Origin of the sequence: Streptomyces sp. YIM 121038, assembly GCF_006088715.1 — a bacterium.
Lineage (GTDB): Bacteria > Actinomycetota > Actinomycetes > Streptomycetales > Streptomycetaceae > Streptomyces.
Map to the genome: position 1 here is coordinate 5158510 of NZ_CP030771.1, position 14102 is coordinate 5172611.

19 protein-coding genes and 1 pseudogene are annotated in these 14102 nt (G+C 72.9%); 8 read left to right on the forward strand and 12 right to left on the reverse strand.

Going from position 1 to position 14102, the window contains the following annotated elements; translation table 11 throughout:
- Positions 1 to 405: 405 nt before the first annotated feature.
- From C9F11_RS21970 to C9F11_RS21980, 3 genes are read right to left on the reverse strand one after another with little or no spacing between them, the layout of a single operon-like run.
- Positions 406 to 1182, reverse strand: a complete 777-nt coding sequence (locus C9F11_RS21970; protein ID WP_171075814.1) for an SDR family oxidoreductase — start codon at positions 1180 to 1182, stop codon at positions 406 to 408.
- Positions 1175 to 1645, reverse strand: coding sequence for a cupin domain-containing protein (locus tag C9F11_RS21975; protein WP_138960887.1), 471 nt, complete (start codon positions 1643 to 1645; stop codon positions 1175 to 1177). The genes C9F11_RS21970 and C9F11_RS21975 overlap by 8 nt, the downstream gene beginning before the upstream one ends.
- Positions 1635 to 2078, reverse strand: a complete 444-nt coding sequence (locus C9F11_RS21980) for an ATP-binding protein (RefSeq protein ID WP_249401830.1) — start codon at positions 2076 to 2078, stop codon at positions 1635 to 1637. Before C9F11_RS21980 ends, C9F11_RS21975 begins: the two co-directional genes overlap by 11 nt.
- Positions 2079 to 2154: 76 nt before the next feature.
- Here C9F11_RS21980 and C9F11_RS21985 point away from each other — a divergent pair, with 76 nt between their 5' ends.
- Positions 2155 to 3015, forward strand: coding sequence for a helix-turn-helix transcriptional regulator (locus C9F11_RS21985; RefSeq protein WP_249401831.1), 861 nt, complete (start codon positions 2155 to 2157; stop codon positions 3013 to 3015).
- On the forward strand, positions 2975 to 3244 hold the full coding sequence (locus tag C9F11_RS21990) for a DUF397 domain-containing protein (protein WP_138960889.1): 270 nt from the start codon (positions 2975 to 2977) through the stop codon (positions 3242 to 3244). Before C9F11_RS21985 ends, C9F11_RS21990 begins: the two co-directional genes overlap by 41 nt.
- Positions 3245 to 3249: 5 nt before the next feature.
- Here the strand turns inward: C9F11_RS21990 and C9F11_RS21995 are convergent, their stop codons facing one another.
- Positions 3250 to 3768, reverse strand: a complete 519-nt coding sequence (locus C9F11_RS21995; RefSeq protein WP_138960890.1) for a GNAT family N-acetyltransferase — start codon at positions 3766 to 3768, stop codon at positions 3250 to 3252.
- Here C9F11_RS21995 and C9F11_RS22000 point away from each other — a divergent pair.
- Entirely contained in the window at positions 3767 to 3964 is a 198-nt protein-coding gene (locus C9F11_RS22000; RefSeq protein WP_138960891.1) for a hypothetical protein, read from the forward strand. The two genes, C9F11_RS21995 and C9F11_RS22000, sit on opposite strands and share 2 nt — an antisense overlap.
- Positions 3965 to 3986: 22 nt before the next feature.
- On the opposite strand, the gene C9F11_RS22005 is transcribed toward C9F11_RS22000, so the two are convergent.
- On the reverse strand, positions 3987 to 4688 hold the full coding sequence (locus tag C9F11_RS22005; protein ID WP_138960892.1) for a TetR/AcrR family transcriptional regulator: 702 nt from the start codon (positions 4686 to 4688) through the stop codon (positions 3987 to 3989).
- Between the two features lie 238 nt (positions 4689 to 4926).
- Between C9F11_RS22005 and C9F11_RS22010 the strand changes: the two genes are divergently transcribed.
- Positions 4927 to 5916 carry an alpha/beta fold hydrolase gene (locus C9F11_RS22010; RefSeq protein ID WP_249401832.1) on the forward strand — a complete coding sequence of 330 codons (990 nt, stop codon included), beginning with the start codon at positions 4927 to 4929 and terminating at the stop codon, positions 5914 to 5916.
- 45 nt (positions 5917 to 5961) lie between these two features.
- On the opposite strand, the gene C9F11_RS22015 is transcribed toward C9F11_RS22010, so the two are convergent.
- Positions 5962 to 6405, reverse strand: a complete 444-nt coding sequence (locus C9F11_RS22015; protein WP_249401833.1) for a nuclear transport factor 2 family protein — start codon at positions 6403 to 6405, stop codon at positions 5962 to 5964.
- Between the two features lie 122 nt (positions 6406 to 6527).
- On the opposite strand from C9F11_RS22015, the gene C9F11_RS22020 reads away from it, so the two are divergent.
- On the forward strand, positions 6528 to 7394 hold the full coding sequence (locus C9F11_RS22020) for an LLM class flavin-dependent oxidoreductase (protein ID WP_138960894.1): 867 nt from the start codon (positions 6528 to 6530) through the stop codon (positions 7392 to 7394).
- Between the two features lie 49 nt (positions 7395 to 7443).
- Here C9F11_RS22020 and C9F11_RS22025 read toward each other — a convergent pair whose 3' ends face one another.
- Positions 7444 to 7785, reverse strand: coding sequence for a hypothetical protein (locus C9F11_RS22025; RefSeq protein WP_138966837.1), 342 nt, complete (start codon positions 7783 to 7785; stop codon positions 7444 to 7446).
- Between the two features lie 5 nt (positions 7786 to 7790).
- Positions 7791 to 9407 (reverse strand): annotated as a pseudogene (gene ctaD / locus C9F11_RS22030) (cytochrome c oxidase subunit I); the annotation flags it as partial.
- Positions 9408 to 9525: 118 nt separating this feature from the next.
- Between ctaD and C9F11_RS22035 the strand changes: the two are divergent.
- Positions 9526 to 10062 (forward strand): sigma-70 family RNA polymerase sigma factor, encoded by a 537-nt coding sequence (locus tag C9F11_RS22035; protein WP_138960896.1) that lies wholly within the window; start codon positions 9526 to 9528, stop codon positions 10060 to 10062.
- Positions 10055 to 10891 (forward strand): hypothetical protein, encoded by an 837-nt coding sequence (locus C9F11_RS22040; protein ID WP_138960897.1) that lies wholly within the window; start codon positions 10055 to 10057, stop codon positions 10889 to 10891. Before C9F11_RS22035 ends, C9F11_RS22040 begins: the two co-directional genes overlap by 8 nt.
- A 19-nt stretch (positions 10892 to 10910) precedes the next feature.
- Here the strand turns inward: C9F11_RS22040 and C9F11_RS22045 are convergent, their stop codons facing one another.
- Positions 10911 to 11933, reverse strand: coding sequence for an SGNH/GDSL hydrolase family protein (locus tag C9F11_RS22045; protein WP_138960898.1), 1023 nt, complete (start codon positions 11931 to 11933; stop codon positions 10911 to 10913).
- 214 nt (positions 11934 to 12147) lie between these two features.
- Here C9F11_RS22045 and C9F11_RS22050 point away from each other — a divergent pair, with 214 nt between their 5' ends.
- Positions 12148 to 12525 carry a nuclear transport factor 2 family protein gene (locus tag C9F11_RS22050; RefSeq protein WP_138960899.1) on the forward strand — a complete coding sequence of 126 codons (378 nt, stop codon included), beginning with the start codon at positions 12148 to 12150 and terminating at the stop codon, positions 12523 to 12525.
- A gap of 71 nt (positions 12526 to 12596) precedes the next feature.
- On the opposite strand, the gene C9F11_RS22055 is transcribed toward C9F11_RS22050, so the two are convergent.
- The 3 genes from C9F11_RS22055 to C9F11_RS22065 all read right to left on the reverse strand — a co-directional run bounded on the left by C9F11_RS22055 (position 12597) and on the right by C9F11_RS22065 (position 14052).
- Complete coding sequence (locus tag C9F11_RS22055; RefSeq protein WP_138960900.1) at positions 12597 to 12929, reverse strand: putative quinol monooxygenase; 333 nt, start codon at positions 12927 to 12929, stop codon at positions 12597 to 12599.
- A 164-nt stretch (positions 12930 to 13093) separates the two neighbouring features.
- Positions 13094 to 13459 carry a PH domain-containing protein gene (locus C9F11_RS22060; protein WP_030688977.1) on the reverse strand — a complete coding sequence of 122 codons (366 nt, stop codon included), beginning with the start codon at positions 13457 to 13459 and terminating at the stop codon, positions 13094 to 13096.
- A 107-nt stretch (positions 13460 to 13566) separates the two neighbouring features.
- A complete protein-coding gene (locus C9F11_RS22065) occupies positions 13567 to 14052 on the reverse strand; it encodes a MarR family winged helix-turn-helix transcriptional regulator (protein WP_138960901.1) in 486 nt (161 codons plus the stop codon).
- Positions 14053 to 14102 lie beyond the last annotated feature (50 nt).

Consider the following 14102-nt stretch of genomic DNA (forward strand, 5'->3'; position numbering starts at 1 on the left):
CCCCGGCGACAGGGGCCGCGCTGCGCGCCGCCGGGGCGGGCCCACCCACCCGCCCCCACCTGGCGTGGCCCCCTCAGGCGGGAGCGCCCCGGCCCCGGCCCGGCCTTGACCGCCCGGCGCTTGGCGCGGGGCGCTACCGCGCAGTGGGTGGCCCCGCCGCTGCCGCGGCGGGTACTTTCCCACCCTCCCACCCGTAACTCCCCAGCTCCGCAGGCCGGGCCCCGACGCAGCCCCCCCGCCCCGGGAGGATCACACCTGGCCTGATCTGCGCGACCGCCCGGGGTGGGTCTCGGCCCGGTACGTGGACAACACCGGCACCGTGAAGGTCTGTAGCGACGCGGCAGCCGCAGCCCGGCCGCCGCCCGGCCACGGTCCCGCGCAGGGCCCGGGGTGCCGGCCGTCAGGTCACCACGTGGGGCGGGCGCTCACCCCGCCGTCCACGACCAGGTCCGCCCCGGTGATCCACGACGCCCCCGAGGACGCCAGGAACACGCAGGCCGAGCCCACGTCCTCCGCCCGCCCGAGGCGGGTGAGCGGCGCGGCCCGCCCCCACCGCTCCACCCCGTCGGGCCAGTCCTCCGCGAGTCCGGGCCGCCCGATGAGCCCCGGCGACACGCTGTTCACCCGCACCCCCACCGCCCCGTACTCCACGGCCGCCGCCCGCGCGAACATGATCAGCGCGGCCTTCGACGCGGCGTAGTGCGCGTGCCCCGGCGCGGGCTGGTGCCCCTCGATGGAGGCGATCTGCGTGACGCTGCCGCCGCCCTCCTGCGCGCCCATGACCTCGGCCGCCGCCTGCGTACAGGCGAACGCGCTGGTCACATTGGCTTCCTGGAGCTCCCGCCAGTCGGTGGCGGACATGCCGGGCAGCGGCTGCACGGGCTGTACCCCGGCGTTGTTCACCAGCGCGTCGAGCCGCCCGCGCCAGTCGCGGGCCGCGCCGACGAGCCGTCGGCACTCGTCCTCCTCGCGCAGGTCGGCGGCCACGACCAGCGCGTCGCCGCCCGCCTTGCCGATCTCCTCGGCCAACGCCTCGGCCCGACCGGCCTGTTCGCGGCAGTGCAGGACCACCGCCGCCCCGGCCGCCGCGAACCGCCGGGCGATCCCGCCGCCGAGCAGCCCGCTGGCCCCGGTCACGAGGGCCACGCGGCCCGCCAGCGAGGGAAGTTCGGGGTCAGTCACGGCACAGCTCCCTGATGTGAGTCGCTCGGCTCGGGTACGCGGCGGCGAGCGCGCCCGCCTCCCCGCCCTCGTAATCCTCGTCCATGAACCCGGGCGCCATCGTCGTACCGAACAGCGACCAGTCGCCCCCGGCCCGCACCCGCGCGCCCATCCACGTCCCCGCCGGTACGACGACCTGGAACTCGCCCCCATCGCCCCCGAGGAAGCGCAGCTCGTCGCTGCCGTCCGGGTGCAGGAGCAGCAGTTCCAGCGCGTCCCCCCGGTAGAAGTGCCAGACCTCGTCGATCGGCAGGCGGTGCAGCGCCGAGAAGTCGCCCGGCTCCGACGTCAGGAGCATGATGATCGCCGTCCCCACGGGGCGCCCCGCCGCGTCCGGCGGCCCCGCCCACGTCCTGCGGAACATGCCTCCCTCGAACTCCAGCGGCACCAGCCCGTGCTCGGCGATCAGTTCCTCAGGGGTCACCGTCCACGCCCTTCCCGTCGTCGCACTCGAACCAGATGGTCTTGCCCGCGCCACCCGGCAGCACCGTAACGTCCCACCGGTCCGTGACCGCGGCGACGAGCCTCAGCCCGTGCCCGCCCTCCGCCAGTTCGCCGTCCGCCTCGCCCGCCGGGGCGGGCAGCACGGGGCTGCCGTCCATCACCTCCACGCGCACTCCGCGTGGACGCCGCACGATCAGCACCGCGCACCGGCGGTCCGGCACGTGCCGCACGACGTTCGCGACCAGCTCCGTGAGCGCCAGCTCCGCGTCGTCCGCCAGCCCGGCGAGCTCCCAGCGTCCCAGGTACGACCGCAGGATCCGCCGCAGCGGCCGCGCCGAGTGCTCACCGACGGTGAAGCTCATCCGATAGCTGCCGCCAACTCCTTGGTCAAGGAGGTCAGTTGCGTGATTCATGTCACTCAGGCTGACGCGCTCCGCTTACCCTTGGCTACGCAACGAGAGCAACGCTGACGGGCGTTTGACGCCGGGGGTGAACCTTTCCGTGGTACGCATCAACGAGCTGGACCCGAGCGCGTCCCCGCTGGACTTCTACGGATCGGAGCTGCGCCGCCTGAGAGAAGGGGCGGGCCTCAACCAGGCCGAGCTCGGCGGCTGCATCTTCTGCACGGGGTCCCTGGTCGGCCAGGTGGAGACGGCGAAGAAGGTGCCCACGCGTGAGTTTTCGGAGCGCGTTGACGCTGCCCTCGGGACGGATGGGATGTTCTCCCGGTTGGTGGGCCTCGTGCTGCGCAGTCAGTTGCCGAGCTGGTTCCAGGCCTATGCGGAGATGGAAGCCAAGGCCACATACATCTCGACGTTCCAGGTGCAGTTGGTCTATGGACTGTTGCAAACACAGGACTACGCACGGGCCGTGCTGGCAACGGGCATGCCCAGCAACCTCGACGACCTGGTGGCCGCACGGATGGAACGCCAGCGAGTTCTGGAGCGCGAGCGCCCGCCGCTGACCCTGGTGACGCTCGACGAGGCGGCGCTGCACCGGCCCATCGGGAGCCGCGAGATCATGCGTGAGCAACTCCAACACCTGTTGAGCTGTCAACAGCGACGCTGGGTGCGCATCCAGGTGCTCCCGTACTCGGCAGGTGAACACTCAGGACTCGACGGCTCGTTCAATCTGCTGCGCTTCGATGACGACCCTGAGATCGTCTACACCGAGGACATGATCGCGGGCCACATGACGGCTAACCCGGAAACGATCCGCGAAGCTTCGCTCCGTTACGCTAATTTGCAGGCCGCCGCCCTCTCGGTCGAGGACTCGGCGGATCTGATCACCCGCGTGATGGAGGAACGCTATGGGGACGACCCTGGACCTGACGAACGCGCGGTGGCGTAAGTCCTCGTACACCGGAAGTACTGGCGGCGACTGCGTCGAGTGCGCCCCCCTCAACGGCGCGGCCTGGCGCAAGTCCTCGTACAGCGCGGACACCGGCGGCCAATGTCTGGAGGTCGCCGAACTCCCCGGCCCCCACATAGCCATCCGCGACAGCAAGCGCCCCGACGGGCCCCACGTCACCGTGTCGGCCACCGCCTTCGCGGCCCTGGTGCGTGGGGCCCTCAAGTAGGCCGGTCAGGCCACCCGCTCGCGTACGTGCCGGTGCCCGCTCAGCGGATAGTCCGGCGGGAACGGGGCCAGAACCTCCGCCAGGTCGTAGCCGCACTTGTGCGCGACCCGGCACGACGCCTCGTTGTCCACCTGGTGGAGGAGTGACAGGCGCGTCAGTCCCTCCGCGGCGAACGTGGTGAAGGCCCACTCCGTCAGGGCCTCCAGCGCGCGGGGCGCGACCCCCCGGCCGCGCGCCGGGGCGGCGGTCCAGTAGCCGACCTCGGCGGACGCCGGGTCGGGGCCCTCGCGCTTGAGGACGACCTGCCCGAGCACGCGGTCCTCGGCCGAAGGCTCCGTAACGGCGAAGGCGAAGCGGTCACCCGCCTCTCGGGCCCGCTCGTGGTCCTCGATCCAGCGGACCGCGGCCGCCTCGTCCTCGGGGCCCCGAAGCGCCCAGCGGCGCAGCGCGGCGTCGCGGTAGATCTCGACCAGACTCGCGGCGTCGGCGGTCCGCCAGGGGCGCAGGGTGACGGGTGGCTGCATGCGGCTCAACTCCTCGGCGACGGGCGCCGCGTGGGCGCAGTCGCAGGATACCGATCTTGAGGCGGGGCGCCCCGGCCTGGCCCGGCGCGTACGGGACTCGGTGGCGGCGGGCGACCTCGACGGCGCCCGCGCCCTGCTTCCGGCGGAGCCGGTCCACCCCGTCGCGGACGCGCTGCTCGCCCACCTGCGCCCCTAGGGCGAAGGGCCCGGGCGGCCCGTCAGCCCGGGTCCGTCGCGGGCGCCCCGTCGGCGTCGGGCGGCTGCAGCAGACCCATGAACATCCGCATCAGCTCGTCCACGATCGTGTCCAGGTCCGCGTCCACGTACCCGGTGGTCCAGTCGTACAGGAGCGCGTTGACCGCCCCGACGAAGCCGAGCGCGGCCACGCGGTAGTCGCGGGCGCCGATCTCGCCGCGCGCCGCCGCCTCGTCGAGGGCGGCGACGAGCAGGCCGACCCAGCCCTTGCGGGCCTCCAGGCGCTGCTTCTCCAGTTCCGGCGTGACGCCGGTGACCTCCACGAAGGCGATCCGCACGAGGTGCGGATGGGCGGTGAGCACGCGCGCGTACGCACGGAACGCGGACTCCACGCGCTCGCGCACGGTGCCCTCCGTGACCTCGGCCAGGGCCGCGAGGACGGCGGTCTGCGCGGCCTTCTGGACGTGCTGGTGCAGGGCCGCGAGCACCTCTTCGAGATTGCGGAACTCCTCGTAGAACTGGCGCGTCGACAGGCCCGCGCGGGCGCACAGGGCGGCGACGGACGCGGCGCGGTAGGCGCCGGGGCCCGTGCCGAAGAGGTCGACGCCCGCGTCGAGGAGGCGCCGCCGCCGCTCCGCCTTGCGCTGCTCGGCCGACTTGCCTCCGTACGCCCGCGCGGGCCGCCGCCCGGCCCCGCCCGGCCCGTCCCCCTCGTCGGACTCCACCCCTGCCGCCCCTCTCACCTGCCGCTTCGCCAACTCGCCGCCCCCGTGGGGAAATTGTCCCGCGCACGCCTCTTGCGTCGGCGCCGCCCCGCTCCTACTTTCAAGTAACCAAATCTGAAGCGGTGCCGTTTCAGATTGCCTCTCATCGGTGTGTCATGGCCATGACCTTCCCCTGGTGCGTCCTCGTGACGCCCTCACCCCCCCCGCACGTGCCAGCTCGCTCGAAGGGACAGGAACCGTGAACGGAACCTCCGCAACCGGCCGCCGTCTGCCGCGCTCCCTGCGGCGCGGCGCCGCCGCCGTCGTGCCCGTGGCCCTCGCCGCCACCGCGCTCACCGCCGCCGGGGCCCCGGCGGGCGCCGCCGAGCAGCCGCGCAAGCCGTCGTACCCCGTCGGCGGGGTCGCCGACGGCGTCCGCAACTTCTTACTCAGCCCCAACGCCGTGACCGGTGTGAACGACTGGAGCTGCAAGCCCTCCGCCGAGCACCCCAACCCCGTCGTCCTCGTGCACGGCACCGGCGTCAACCTCGGCGCCAACTGGGTCACGATGGGCCCGACGCTCGCCAACGAGGGCCACTGCGTCTACGCCTTCAACTACGGCATGGGCAGCCCGTTCGACTTCGGCGGCCGCGTCGGCGGACTCACGGGCATCGCCCGGTCGGCCGGGACGATGAGCGCCTTCGTGGACAAGGTGCTCGCGTCGACCGGCGCGAAGAAGGTCAGCGTCGTCGGACACTCCCAGGGCGGCATGATGCCGAACTACTACATCAAGCGGCTCGGCGGTGCGCAGAAGGTCGACCGCCTCGTCGCGCTCGCCCCCACCAACCACGGCACCACCCTCAGCGGCCTGACCGAACTCGGCCGCGCGCTCGGCGTCATGGGCCTGGTCAACGGCGCGTTCGACCATCTGAACCTCCAGGGCCTCAAGGACCAGGAGGAGGGCTCGGACTTCCAGAAGGCCCTGTTCGCGGACGGCGACACCGTCCCGGGCGTGCGCTACACGGTCATCGCGACGAAGAACGACCGCGTCTCCACCCCGTACAGCCAGGGCTTCCTGAAGGGCGACAACGTCCGCAACATCGTCGTCCAGGACCAGTGTCCGAAGAACCCGGTCGGCCACGTCGGCCTGTTCACGGACGGGCCGACGACCCAGGACGTCGTCAACGCCCTGGGCGCCGACAAGCCCGACTTCAAGCCCGCCTGCGGGGACTACGGCCTGCCGTTCTGACCCCGGCAGGGGAGTGCGCGAGCCGCCGGCCCGGGGCGTGTGCCCTCAGGCCGGCGGCTCGTAGCAGTCGTAGTTGCGCTGGCCGCTGATCCTGCCGTCGCGGAAGTCGAGGAACGCGGCGATGTGGGCCCGCAGGACGTGGCCCGCGGGCAAGGCGCCCAGCGGGACGGCGAGTTCGCCGGTCCACTCCACCTCCAAGGCCACCTTGTCGCCGCAGGCCACCGCGTTGCGGACGTCGTACGTCTGGCGGCGCAGCGTGCCGCGTCCGGCCTCGGCCGCCTCCAGGATGCCCGGCAGATCGCGGACGACGCCCTTCGGGAAGAGCAGATTGGGCAGCTCGCGGTGGACCGCGTCCGCCGTGAAGAACGCCGCGAGCGCGTCGCCCGTGGCCCCGGCGCCCACGGCCCGGTGGTAGCGGACGGCGATGTCGGTGGGGGATTCCGCGTGCGGGTCCGGCGTCGGTGCGTTGTCGGTCTCCATGGTTCCCATGGCTTCCATGGTGCCGGTCGGCGTCCGGCCGCGGGGGCGAACGATTGCCGTTCGCGGTCGGCGCCCGGCCGCGGGGGCAAACCCATTGCCGCCGTTCCCGGCCCCGCGCGACCATGCCCCCCATGCGCTTCTCGATCAACATTCCGAACTTCGGTGACTTCGCCGACCCGAGGGTGGTCGCGCGCGTCGCCGTCGCCGCCGAACAGGCGGGCTGGGACGGCCTGTTCGTCTGGGACCACGTCGTGCACGACAAGGCCGTGCAGGCGGGCAAGCCCTTCGGCGACCCCTGGATGCTCCTGACGGCCGCCGCGCTCGCCACCTCGCGGCTGCGGCTCGGCACCCTGGTGACGCCGGTGGCCCGCCGCCGCCCCCATCAACTGGCCCGGCAGGTGGCCACCCTGGACGCCCTGTCCGGCGGCCGGGTGATCTTCACCGCCGGGCTCGGCGGGCCCGTCGACGACGAGTACGGCAGCTTCGGCGAGCCCACCGACCCGCGCGTCCTCGCCGAGCTCCTGGACGAGGGCCTCGACCTTCTGAGCCGGTACTGGTCCGGGCAGTCCGTCAGCCACGAGGGCCCGCACTTCCAGGTCCGTGACGTCACCCTGCTCCCCGCCACCGTGCAGCGGCCCCGGCCGCCCGTGTGGATCGGGGGGTTCTGGCCCAACCGGCCCCCGATGCGCAGGGCCGCCCGGTGGGACGGGGCCGTACCGCTCTTCCAGTCCGCTCGGCACGGGCACGTTCCGGCTGTCGCCGAGGTGCGCGAGCTTGTGGGCTACCTTCGGGATCACCGCCCTTACGGGGGCGGGGCCTTCGATCTCGTGCTGGGCGGGGCCACGCCGTGCGAACCCGGTGCCGCGGGGGAGGTGGTCGCGCCCCTGCGGGACGCGGGGGCTACCTGGTGGGACGAGCGGCAGCTCCAGTCGGGCCCTGACCTTGACCGGCTTGCCCCGGTGCTCCGGCGCGTCGAGGCCGGGCCGCCTGCGCTTTAGGGGTTCGTCTGCGGCCGCGTGGGGCTGGTCGCGCAGTTCCCCGCGCCCCCTAAGGGGCGCTCACCCAAGCCCCGGCGACCAGCAGGGCGAACGTCATGCCCAGCAGGGCCCCCGCCAAGAGACGGCGGCGCAGGGACCGGTAGCGGGTTTCGTACTCCGTGCGGAGTTCGCGGGAGCGGTGGGCCGTGCGGCGCCAGATGTGGCGGGTGAGGGCCAGGTGGTCCTCGGTGTACACGCGTTCCACCTCCTCGCGCTGGGCCTGGGTGAGCCAGTCGAGGCGGGCGGTGAACCGGGCGGCCGCCGCGCGGCTCTCCGTGCGGGCGGACTCCACCAGGAGGTGGCCCTCGATCTCGTGGATGAGCAGGGCCGCCTCCGCCGGGCGGTCGTCCATGGCGGTCACAGGGCGGCCCTCTCCGCGGGCTCCGGCACGGGCGCGAGCTCCGCCGCGATCTCGGGGTGGCGCAGGTCGAACGCCGGGGACTCGGAGCGGATGCGCGGCAGGGAGTGGAAGTTGTGGCGCGGCGGCGGGCAGGTCGTCGCCCACTCCAGGGAGCGGCCGTAGCCCCAGGGGTCGTTCTCCTCGACGTACGCGCCGTACTTCGCGGTCTTCCAGACGTTGTAGAAGAACGGCAGCAGGGACATCCCGAGCAGGAACGAGAAGATCGTGGACAGGGTGTTCAGGCCGGTGAAGCCCTCGGCGTCCAGATAGTCGGGGATGCGGCGCTGCATGCCCGCCGCGCCCAGCCAGTGCTGGACGAGGAACGTGCCGTGGAAGCCGATGAAGAGCGTCCAGAACGTGATCTTGCCGAGCCGCTCGTCGAGCATCTTGCCGGTGAACTTGGGCCACCAGAAGTGGAATCCGGAGAACATCGCGAACACGACCGTGCCGAAGATGACGTAGTGGAAGTGCGCGACCACGAAGTACGAGTCGGTCACCGCGAAGTCCATCGGCGGGGACGCCAGGAGCACCCCGGTCAGACCGCCGAACACGAAGGTGATGAGGAAGCCGACCGCCCACAGCATCGGGGTCTCGAAGCTCAGCGAGCCCTTCCACATGGTGCCGATCCAGTTGAAGAACTTCACGCCCGTCGGCACCGCGATGAGGAACGTCATGAAGGAGAAGAAGGGGAGCAGGACGCCGCCCGTCGCGTACATGTGGTGCGCCCACACCGTCACGGAGAGGCCCGCGATGGCGATGGTCGCGCCGATCAGGCCCATGTAGCCGAACATCGGCTTGCGCGAGAACACCGGGATGACCTCGGAGATGATGCCGAAGAACGGCAGCGCGATGATGTACACCTCGGGGTGGCCGAAGAACCAGAACAGGTGCTGCCACAGCAGCGCCCCGCCGTTCGCCACGTCGAAGATGTGCGCGCCGAACTTCCGGTCCACTTCGAGGGCGAACAGCGCGGCCGCCAGGACCGGGAAGGCGAGCAGCACCAGGACGCCGGTCAGCAGCACGTTCCAGGTGAAGATCGGCATGCGGAACATCGTCATGCCGGGCGCGCGCATGCAGACGATCGTGGTGATGAAGTTGACCGCGCCGAGGATCGTGCCGAAGCCGGAGAGGGCCAGACCCATGATCCACATGTCGGCGCCGATGTTCGTCGCGTGCGCGGCGTCCGTGATCGGCGCGTACGCGGTCCAGCCGAAGTCCGCCGCCCCTCCCGGGGTGAGGAAGCCGCCCACCGCGATCAGCGAGCCGAACAGGTACAGCCAGTAGGCGAACATGTTCAGGCGGGGGAACGCCACGTCGGGGGCGCCGATCTGGAGCGGCATCAGCCAGTTCGCGAAGCCCGCGAACAGCGGCGTCGCGAACATCAGCAGCATCAGTGTGCCGTGCATCGTGAACGCCTGGTTGAACTGCTCGTTCGACATGATCTGGAGCCCCGGGCGGGCCAGCTCGGCGCGCATGAACAGCGCCATCACACCGCCGATGCAGAAGAACGCGAACGCCGTCACCAGATACAGCGTGCCGATCGTCTTGTGGTCGGTGGTCGTCAGCCACTTCACGGTTGCCCTCATGCCCCGTACGTGTCCGGGACCGGCCGGGGCGTCACGGCGAACCCCTGCCACGAACATCACAGCGCCCGGGTGTGAAGATCGGGGACATGCCGGACACCTACGGTTCATGAGCACGGACGAAGCCTTCGCGGCCGCCTACCGCGAGCACTACTGGGCGGTGAGCCGCTTCGTGGCGCGCAGACTCGGCGCGGGCGAGACGCACGAGGTCGAGGAAGTCGTCGCGGAGGTCTTCTCCATAGCCTGGCGGCGCCGCGCCGAACTGCCCGAGAACGCGCTGCCCTGGCTGTACGGCGTCGCCCGCAACTGCCTGGCCAACACGGTGCGGGGCCTCGGCCGCTACCGCCGCCTGCTGCACCGCATCGGCCACCACGAGGCCACCCGGCACGGCCAGGTCGTCACCGGACCCGACGCCGACGCGCCCGGCGCCTGGGTGCACGAGGCCCTCGCCCGGCTCTCCCCCGCCGACCAGGAGGCGCTGCGCCTGACCACCTGGGAGGAGCTGGGCGTCGACGACCTGGCCGTCGCCCTCGGCTGTGGCCGGAGCGCCGCCGCGATGCGGCTGCACCGGGCCCGGCGGCGGCTGCGCGCGGAGATCGACCGGATGCGGATGAACGTAACGGCAGGAGACGGCACCCATGACTGACGAACTGGACCTGCTGCGCGCGGCCGACCCCGTGTCCGCCACCGAGGGCCCCTGGCGCGACCGGCCGCTCGACGCCCGCGCGGAACGCGGCCTCAACCAGCTCCTGCACACGAGCCGGCGCCGGGCCCGCCGCCGCGTCGTGCTGTGGGCGGAGGCCGCCGCCGTCGCGCTCGCCGCGGTGCTCGTGCTCACCCTGCCCGACCTCGCGGCCACGTCCGCCACGGCCGCGCCCCGCGCCCTGCACCCGCGCGCGGGCTCCGCCGCCGTGCCGCTCGCCGAGGTCGCCGAGCGGGCGCGGGCCGCCGCGCGCGACGGCGAGCCGGGCCTGCGCCGGGGCAGCCACGTCCGGACGTGGAGCCTGCCCGCGGAGTCCGGGCCGCGCGCCGAGCCGCCCGCGCGGCCGCCCGGGGCGCGGGCCAGGCCGCCGCACACCCCCGCCGGGCTGCGCGCCTATCTGACGGACGCCTACGACCGGGGCGCGCACCGCCGCTCGGGCCCGCTCACCACGGACCAGCTCCTCGACGCGCTGCCGCGGCTCCTGGACACCTGGACGCTCGGTGCCCGCGAGAGCGCCGCGCTCGCCCGCGTCCTCGCCGACACCGAGGGCCTGCGTCCCGCGGGGGCGATCACCGACCGGCTGGGCCGCTCCGGGCAGGCGTACGTGCACCGGTCCCGGGGCGCGGGCGACGACGAGCTGCGCCGGATGCTGATCCTCGACCCGGGGACCGGGACCGTGCTCGGCCTGGAGGTGATGTTCACCAAGGCCGAGCCGCGGTTCGAGGTGCGGGCGGGCGACGTGCGGTCGTACAGCGCGTGGCGCCGGGACTGACGGCCTCCGGGCGGCCCCGTCAGCGCTTCGCGGCGCGGGCCACCGTGTCCGTGACCGCCTGCCCGATCCGGCGGATGCCCGGCGAACGCACCGGACAGGGCCGGGACTTCGGGGTCGTCGGAGCCAGACAGAAGTGCAGGTAGTCGTCGCCCCGGTGCAGCGCGGTACGGCCGCCGGGCTCCGTGCAGTACACCGGGTGCGCGCGCTCGTCCGCCGTGCAGGGCAGCTCCCGCACCCACCGGTAGCGGGCCGACGCCGGGCTGACCGCCCGGCCCGCGTCCGACACCAGGTCGCCGGACGCGGCGGCCTGCCGCCGGTACAGCTCGTTCACGCGGCGCACGCGGTCGGGCGTCATGACGTCCGGGCCCTGCGACACCCACACCACCTTCGGCCGCGCCGCGCCCACGTCCCGGGCGGCCTCCTCGATCTGCCCGGTCAGGCGCCGCGCGTCGGCCGCGTACCGCGTGAAGTACGTGTCCCGCTGCTTGTCGTACGTGACGCCGCCCATGCACGGCGTGTAGCCCCAGGAGTTGCCCCAGAACTGGAGCACCACGAAGTCGGGCCGCAGCTCGCGCACGAGCGTGGCCGCCTTGTCCTCGTCCGGTACGAGGGAGTCCTCGCCGGTGTCCTCCAGGTAGTCGCAGAGGGTGGTGCCGGAGTAGGGGGCGCTGGTGTAGCGGGCGGCGAGCCGGTCGCGCAGGAGGGAGCCGAGGACGTCCTGGTTCTCCATGGCGAGGGAGTCGCCGAGGTAGAGGACGCGGGGCGCGGGCTTGGGCCCGGAGGCCCGACCGCCGGACGTACCGGGCGACTTGGGGCCCGCACGGGAGGCGCCCCCCTCCTTGCCCCGCTCCTCGTCCCCCTCTTCGTCCCGCTCCGCCTGCTGCCGGTTCGTCTGCGACGGCGGGCCCGATCCGTCCGTGCGCGAGGCCGCGGGCGGATCCGGCGCGGGCGCCCCGCCCGAGCCGTCCTCCGCGCCCGGGTCCCCGCAGGCCCCGAGCAGCAGCATCCCCGCGACGACACCACCGACCAACTGCTTCCGCATCCGGCAACTCCCGGCTCGGCGAACGAAATCGGCCCACTAGGACAACACACGCGCGCGCCCTGCGGAAGCCACTCACGAGACTGCTTTACCTGGGGCGTAATCGCGCCGGGCGGCCCCCGCACGGCACTCTGAGGTCACCGAGGCCCGGGCGGCGCACTCCGGCCGGGCCCCGGGAACGACGTACGGAGACCGACACTCACCGGAGGCGAAGACCATGCCCGCACAGGACGTTCACGAGACCGCTGTCGCCCGGTACTTCGAGGCCTGGAACGCCACGGGGACCGAGGACATCCGCAAGGCCGTGGAGGCGGCCTGGACGCAGGACGGCACGTACACCGACCCGCTGGCCGACGCGGCCGGGACGGAGGCGCTCGTCGCGGTGATAGCCGCCGTGCAGAAGCAGTTCCCGGGGTTCGAGTTCCGGCGGACGGGCGAGCTCGACGGGCACCACGGCCTCGTCCGGTTCACCTGGGAGCTGGTGTCGGGGGCGGACGGCTCCGCCCCGGTGGCCGGTTCGGACGTGGCGGTGCTCGCGGAGGACGGCCGCGTCCGCACGGTGTACGGCTTCCTGGACCGGCTGCCGCAGGCGTGACGTGAGGAGAGCGAGAGGGGCCCGGACCGCTGGACGGTCCGGGCCCCTCTCGCGCGTGTGCGCCGCCGTGCTCAGGCCTCGCGCGGCGAGACCTCGCCCATCGCGCCCCAGCCGTCCATGCCGGGGATCTCCGTGCTGACGATCTGGGGGGTGCTGGCGATGGCGTACGACATGGTCTCCATCGCGGCGGCGAAGTGCGCGGACTCCACGTGCTCGCGGCCCGCCTCGCCGTCGCGGAAGGCCTCCACCAGGACGAACTGGTGGGGGTCGTCGACGCTGCGGGACCACTCGAAGAAGATGTTGCCGGGTTCGGCACGGGTGGCACGCGTGAAGTCGTCGACGAGGTCGAGCCAGTCCTCGCTGCGCTCGGGGCGGACGGTGAATTTCACGGTGATGAAGATCATGGGGCGTTCCCTCTTAGCCTTTAGGTGCCCTACGAACGTACCCCGACCCGCCCGCCCGGCGCCCGTCCGGGGCGCCCGCGCGGCGGACGGCGTCCGTCCCACGGGTCGGCCCTGGCGTGCGGGTCGGCCCGGGGCGCCGGTCGGCCCTGGCGCACGGGTCGGCCCTAGCGCGCGACGAACTGCGTCAGGATCGCCTGCACCTCGTAGATGTCGACGCCCTTGGTGAAGGTCTTCTCGATCGGCACCGGGTTGCTGGATATCCAGATCTTGAGCTCGGCGTCCAGGTCGAAGTGGCCCGCGGTCTCCACCGCGAAGTGCGTGATGCTCCGGTACGGCACGGAGTGGTACTCGACCTTCTTGCCGGTCATCCCCTGCTTGTCGACGAAGATCATGCGCCGGTCGGTGAGCAGGATCGTGTCGCGTATCAGCCGGTACGCGGCGTACACCTGCTCGCCGTGGCCCATGAGCCGCGCGTACTCCTGCTGTGCCGACGCCGGGTCGACGGTGTGCGCGTTTCCGAACAGCGCCATGGTGGCCCCACCCTCGTTCGTTCCTCTGCGGTCGCCCGTACGCGCCGACGGCGCACCGGGACCTCTCACCGTACGGGACCGCGCGGACGGACCGCGAAGGGTGGCCGTCAGGCCCGCTGACGCGCCCTGCGGGCGGGGCGCGGGCTCTCGGCCGGGGTCGCCAAGTGCCCCTCGACCAGGCGGTTCAGGGCGCGGAGCAGGGCCGTGCGGTCGGTCTTGGACAGCGCGCCGAGCGCCCGCTCGTGCACCCCGTCGACGATCTCCTGGCTGCGGGCCGCGACCTCGGCGCCCTTCTCCGTGACGGCGATGACGCGGGCCCTGCGGTCCTCGCGCGCCGGGCGCCGCTCGGCGAGGCCGGCCTTCTCCAGGGCGTCCACGGTGACGACCATCGTCGTCTTGTCCATGTCCCCGATCTCGGCCAGCTGCGCCTGGGTGCGCTCCTCCTGGAGCGCGTGCACGAGGACGCAGTGCATCCGCGCCGTGAGCCCGATCTCGCCGAGCGCCGCCGCCATCTGCGTGCGCAGGACGTGGCTGGTGTGGTCGAGGAGGAAGGAGAGGTCCGGTTCGGTGCGGGTGGGTGCCATGGCGGTCATACGGCCAGGGTAGCCGAGCGGTGGGGTGTGCGACCGAGATAGATAGTCTG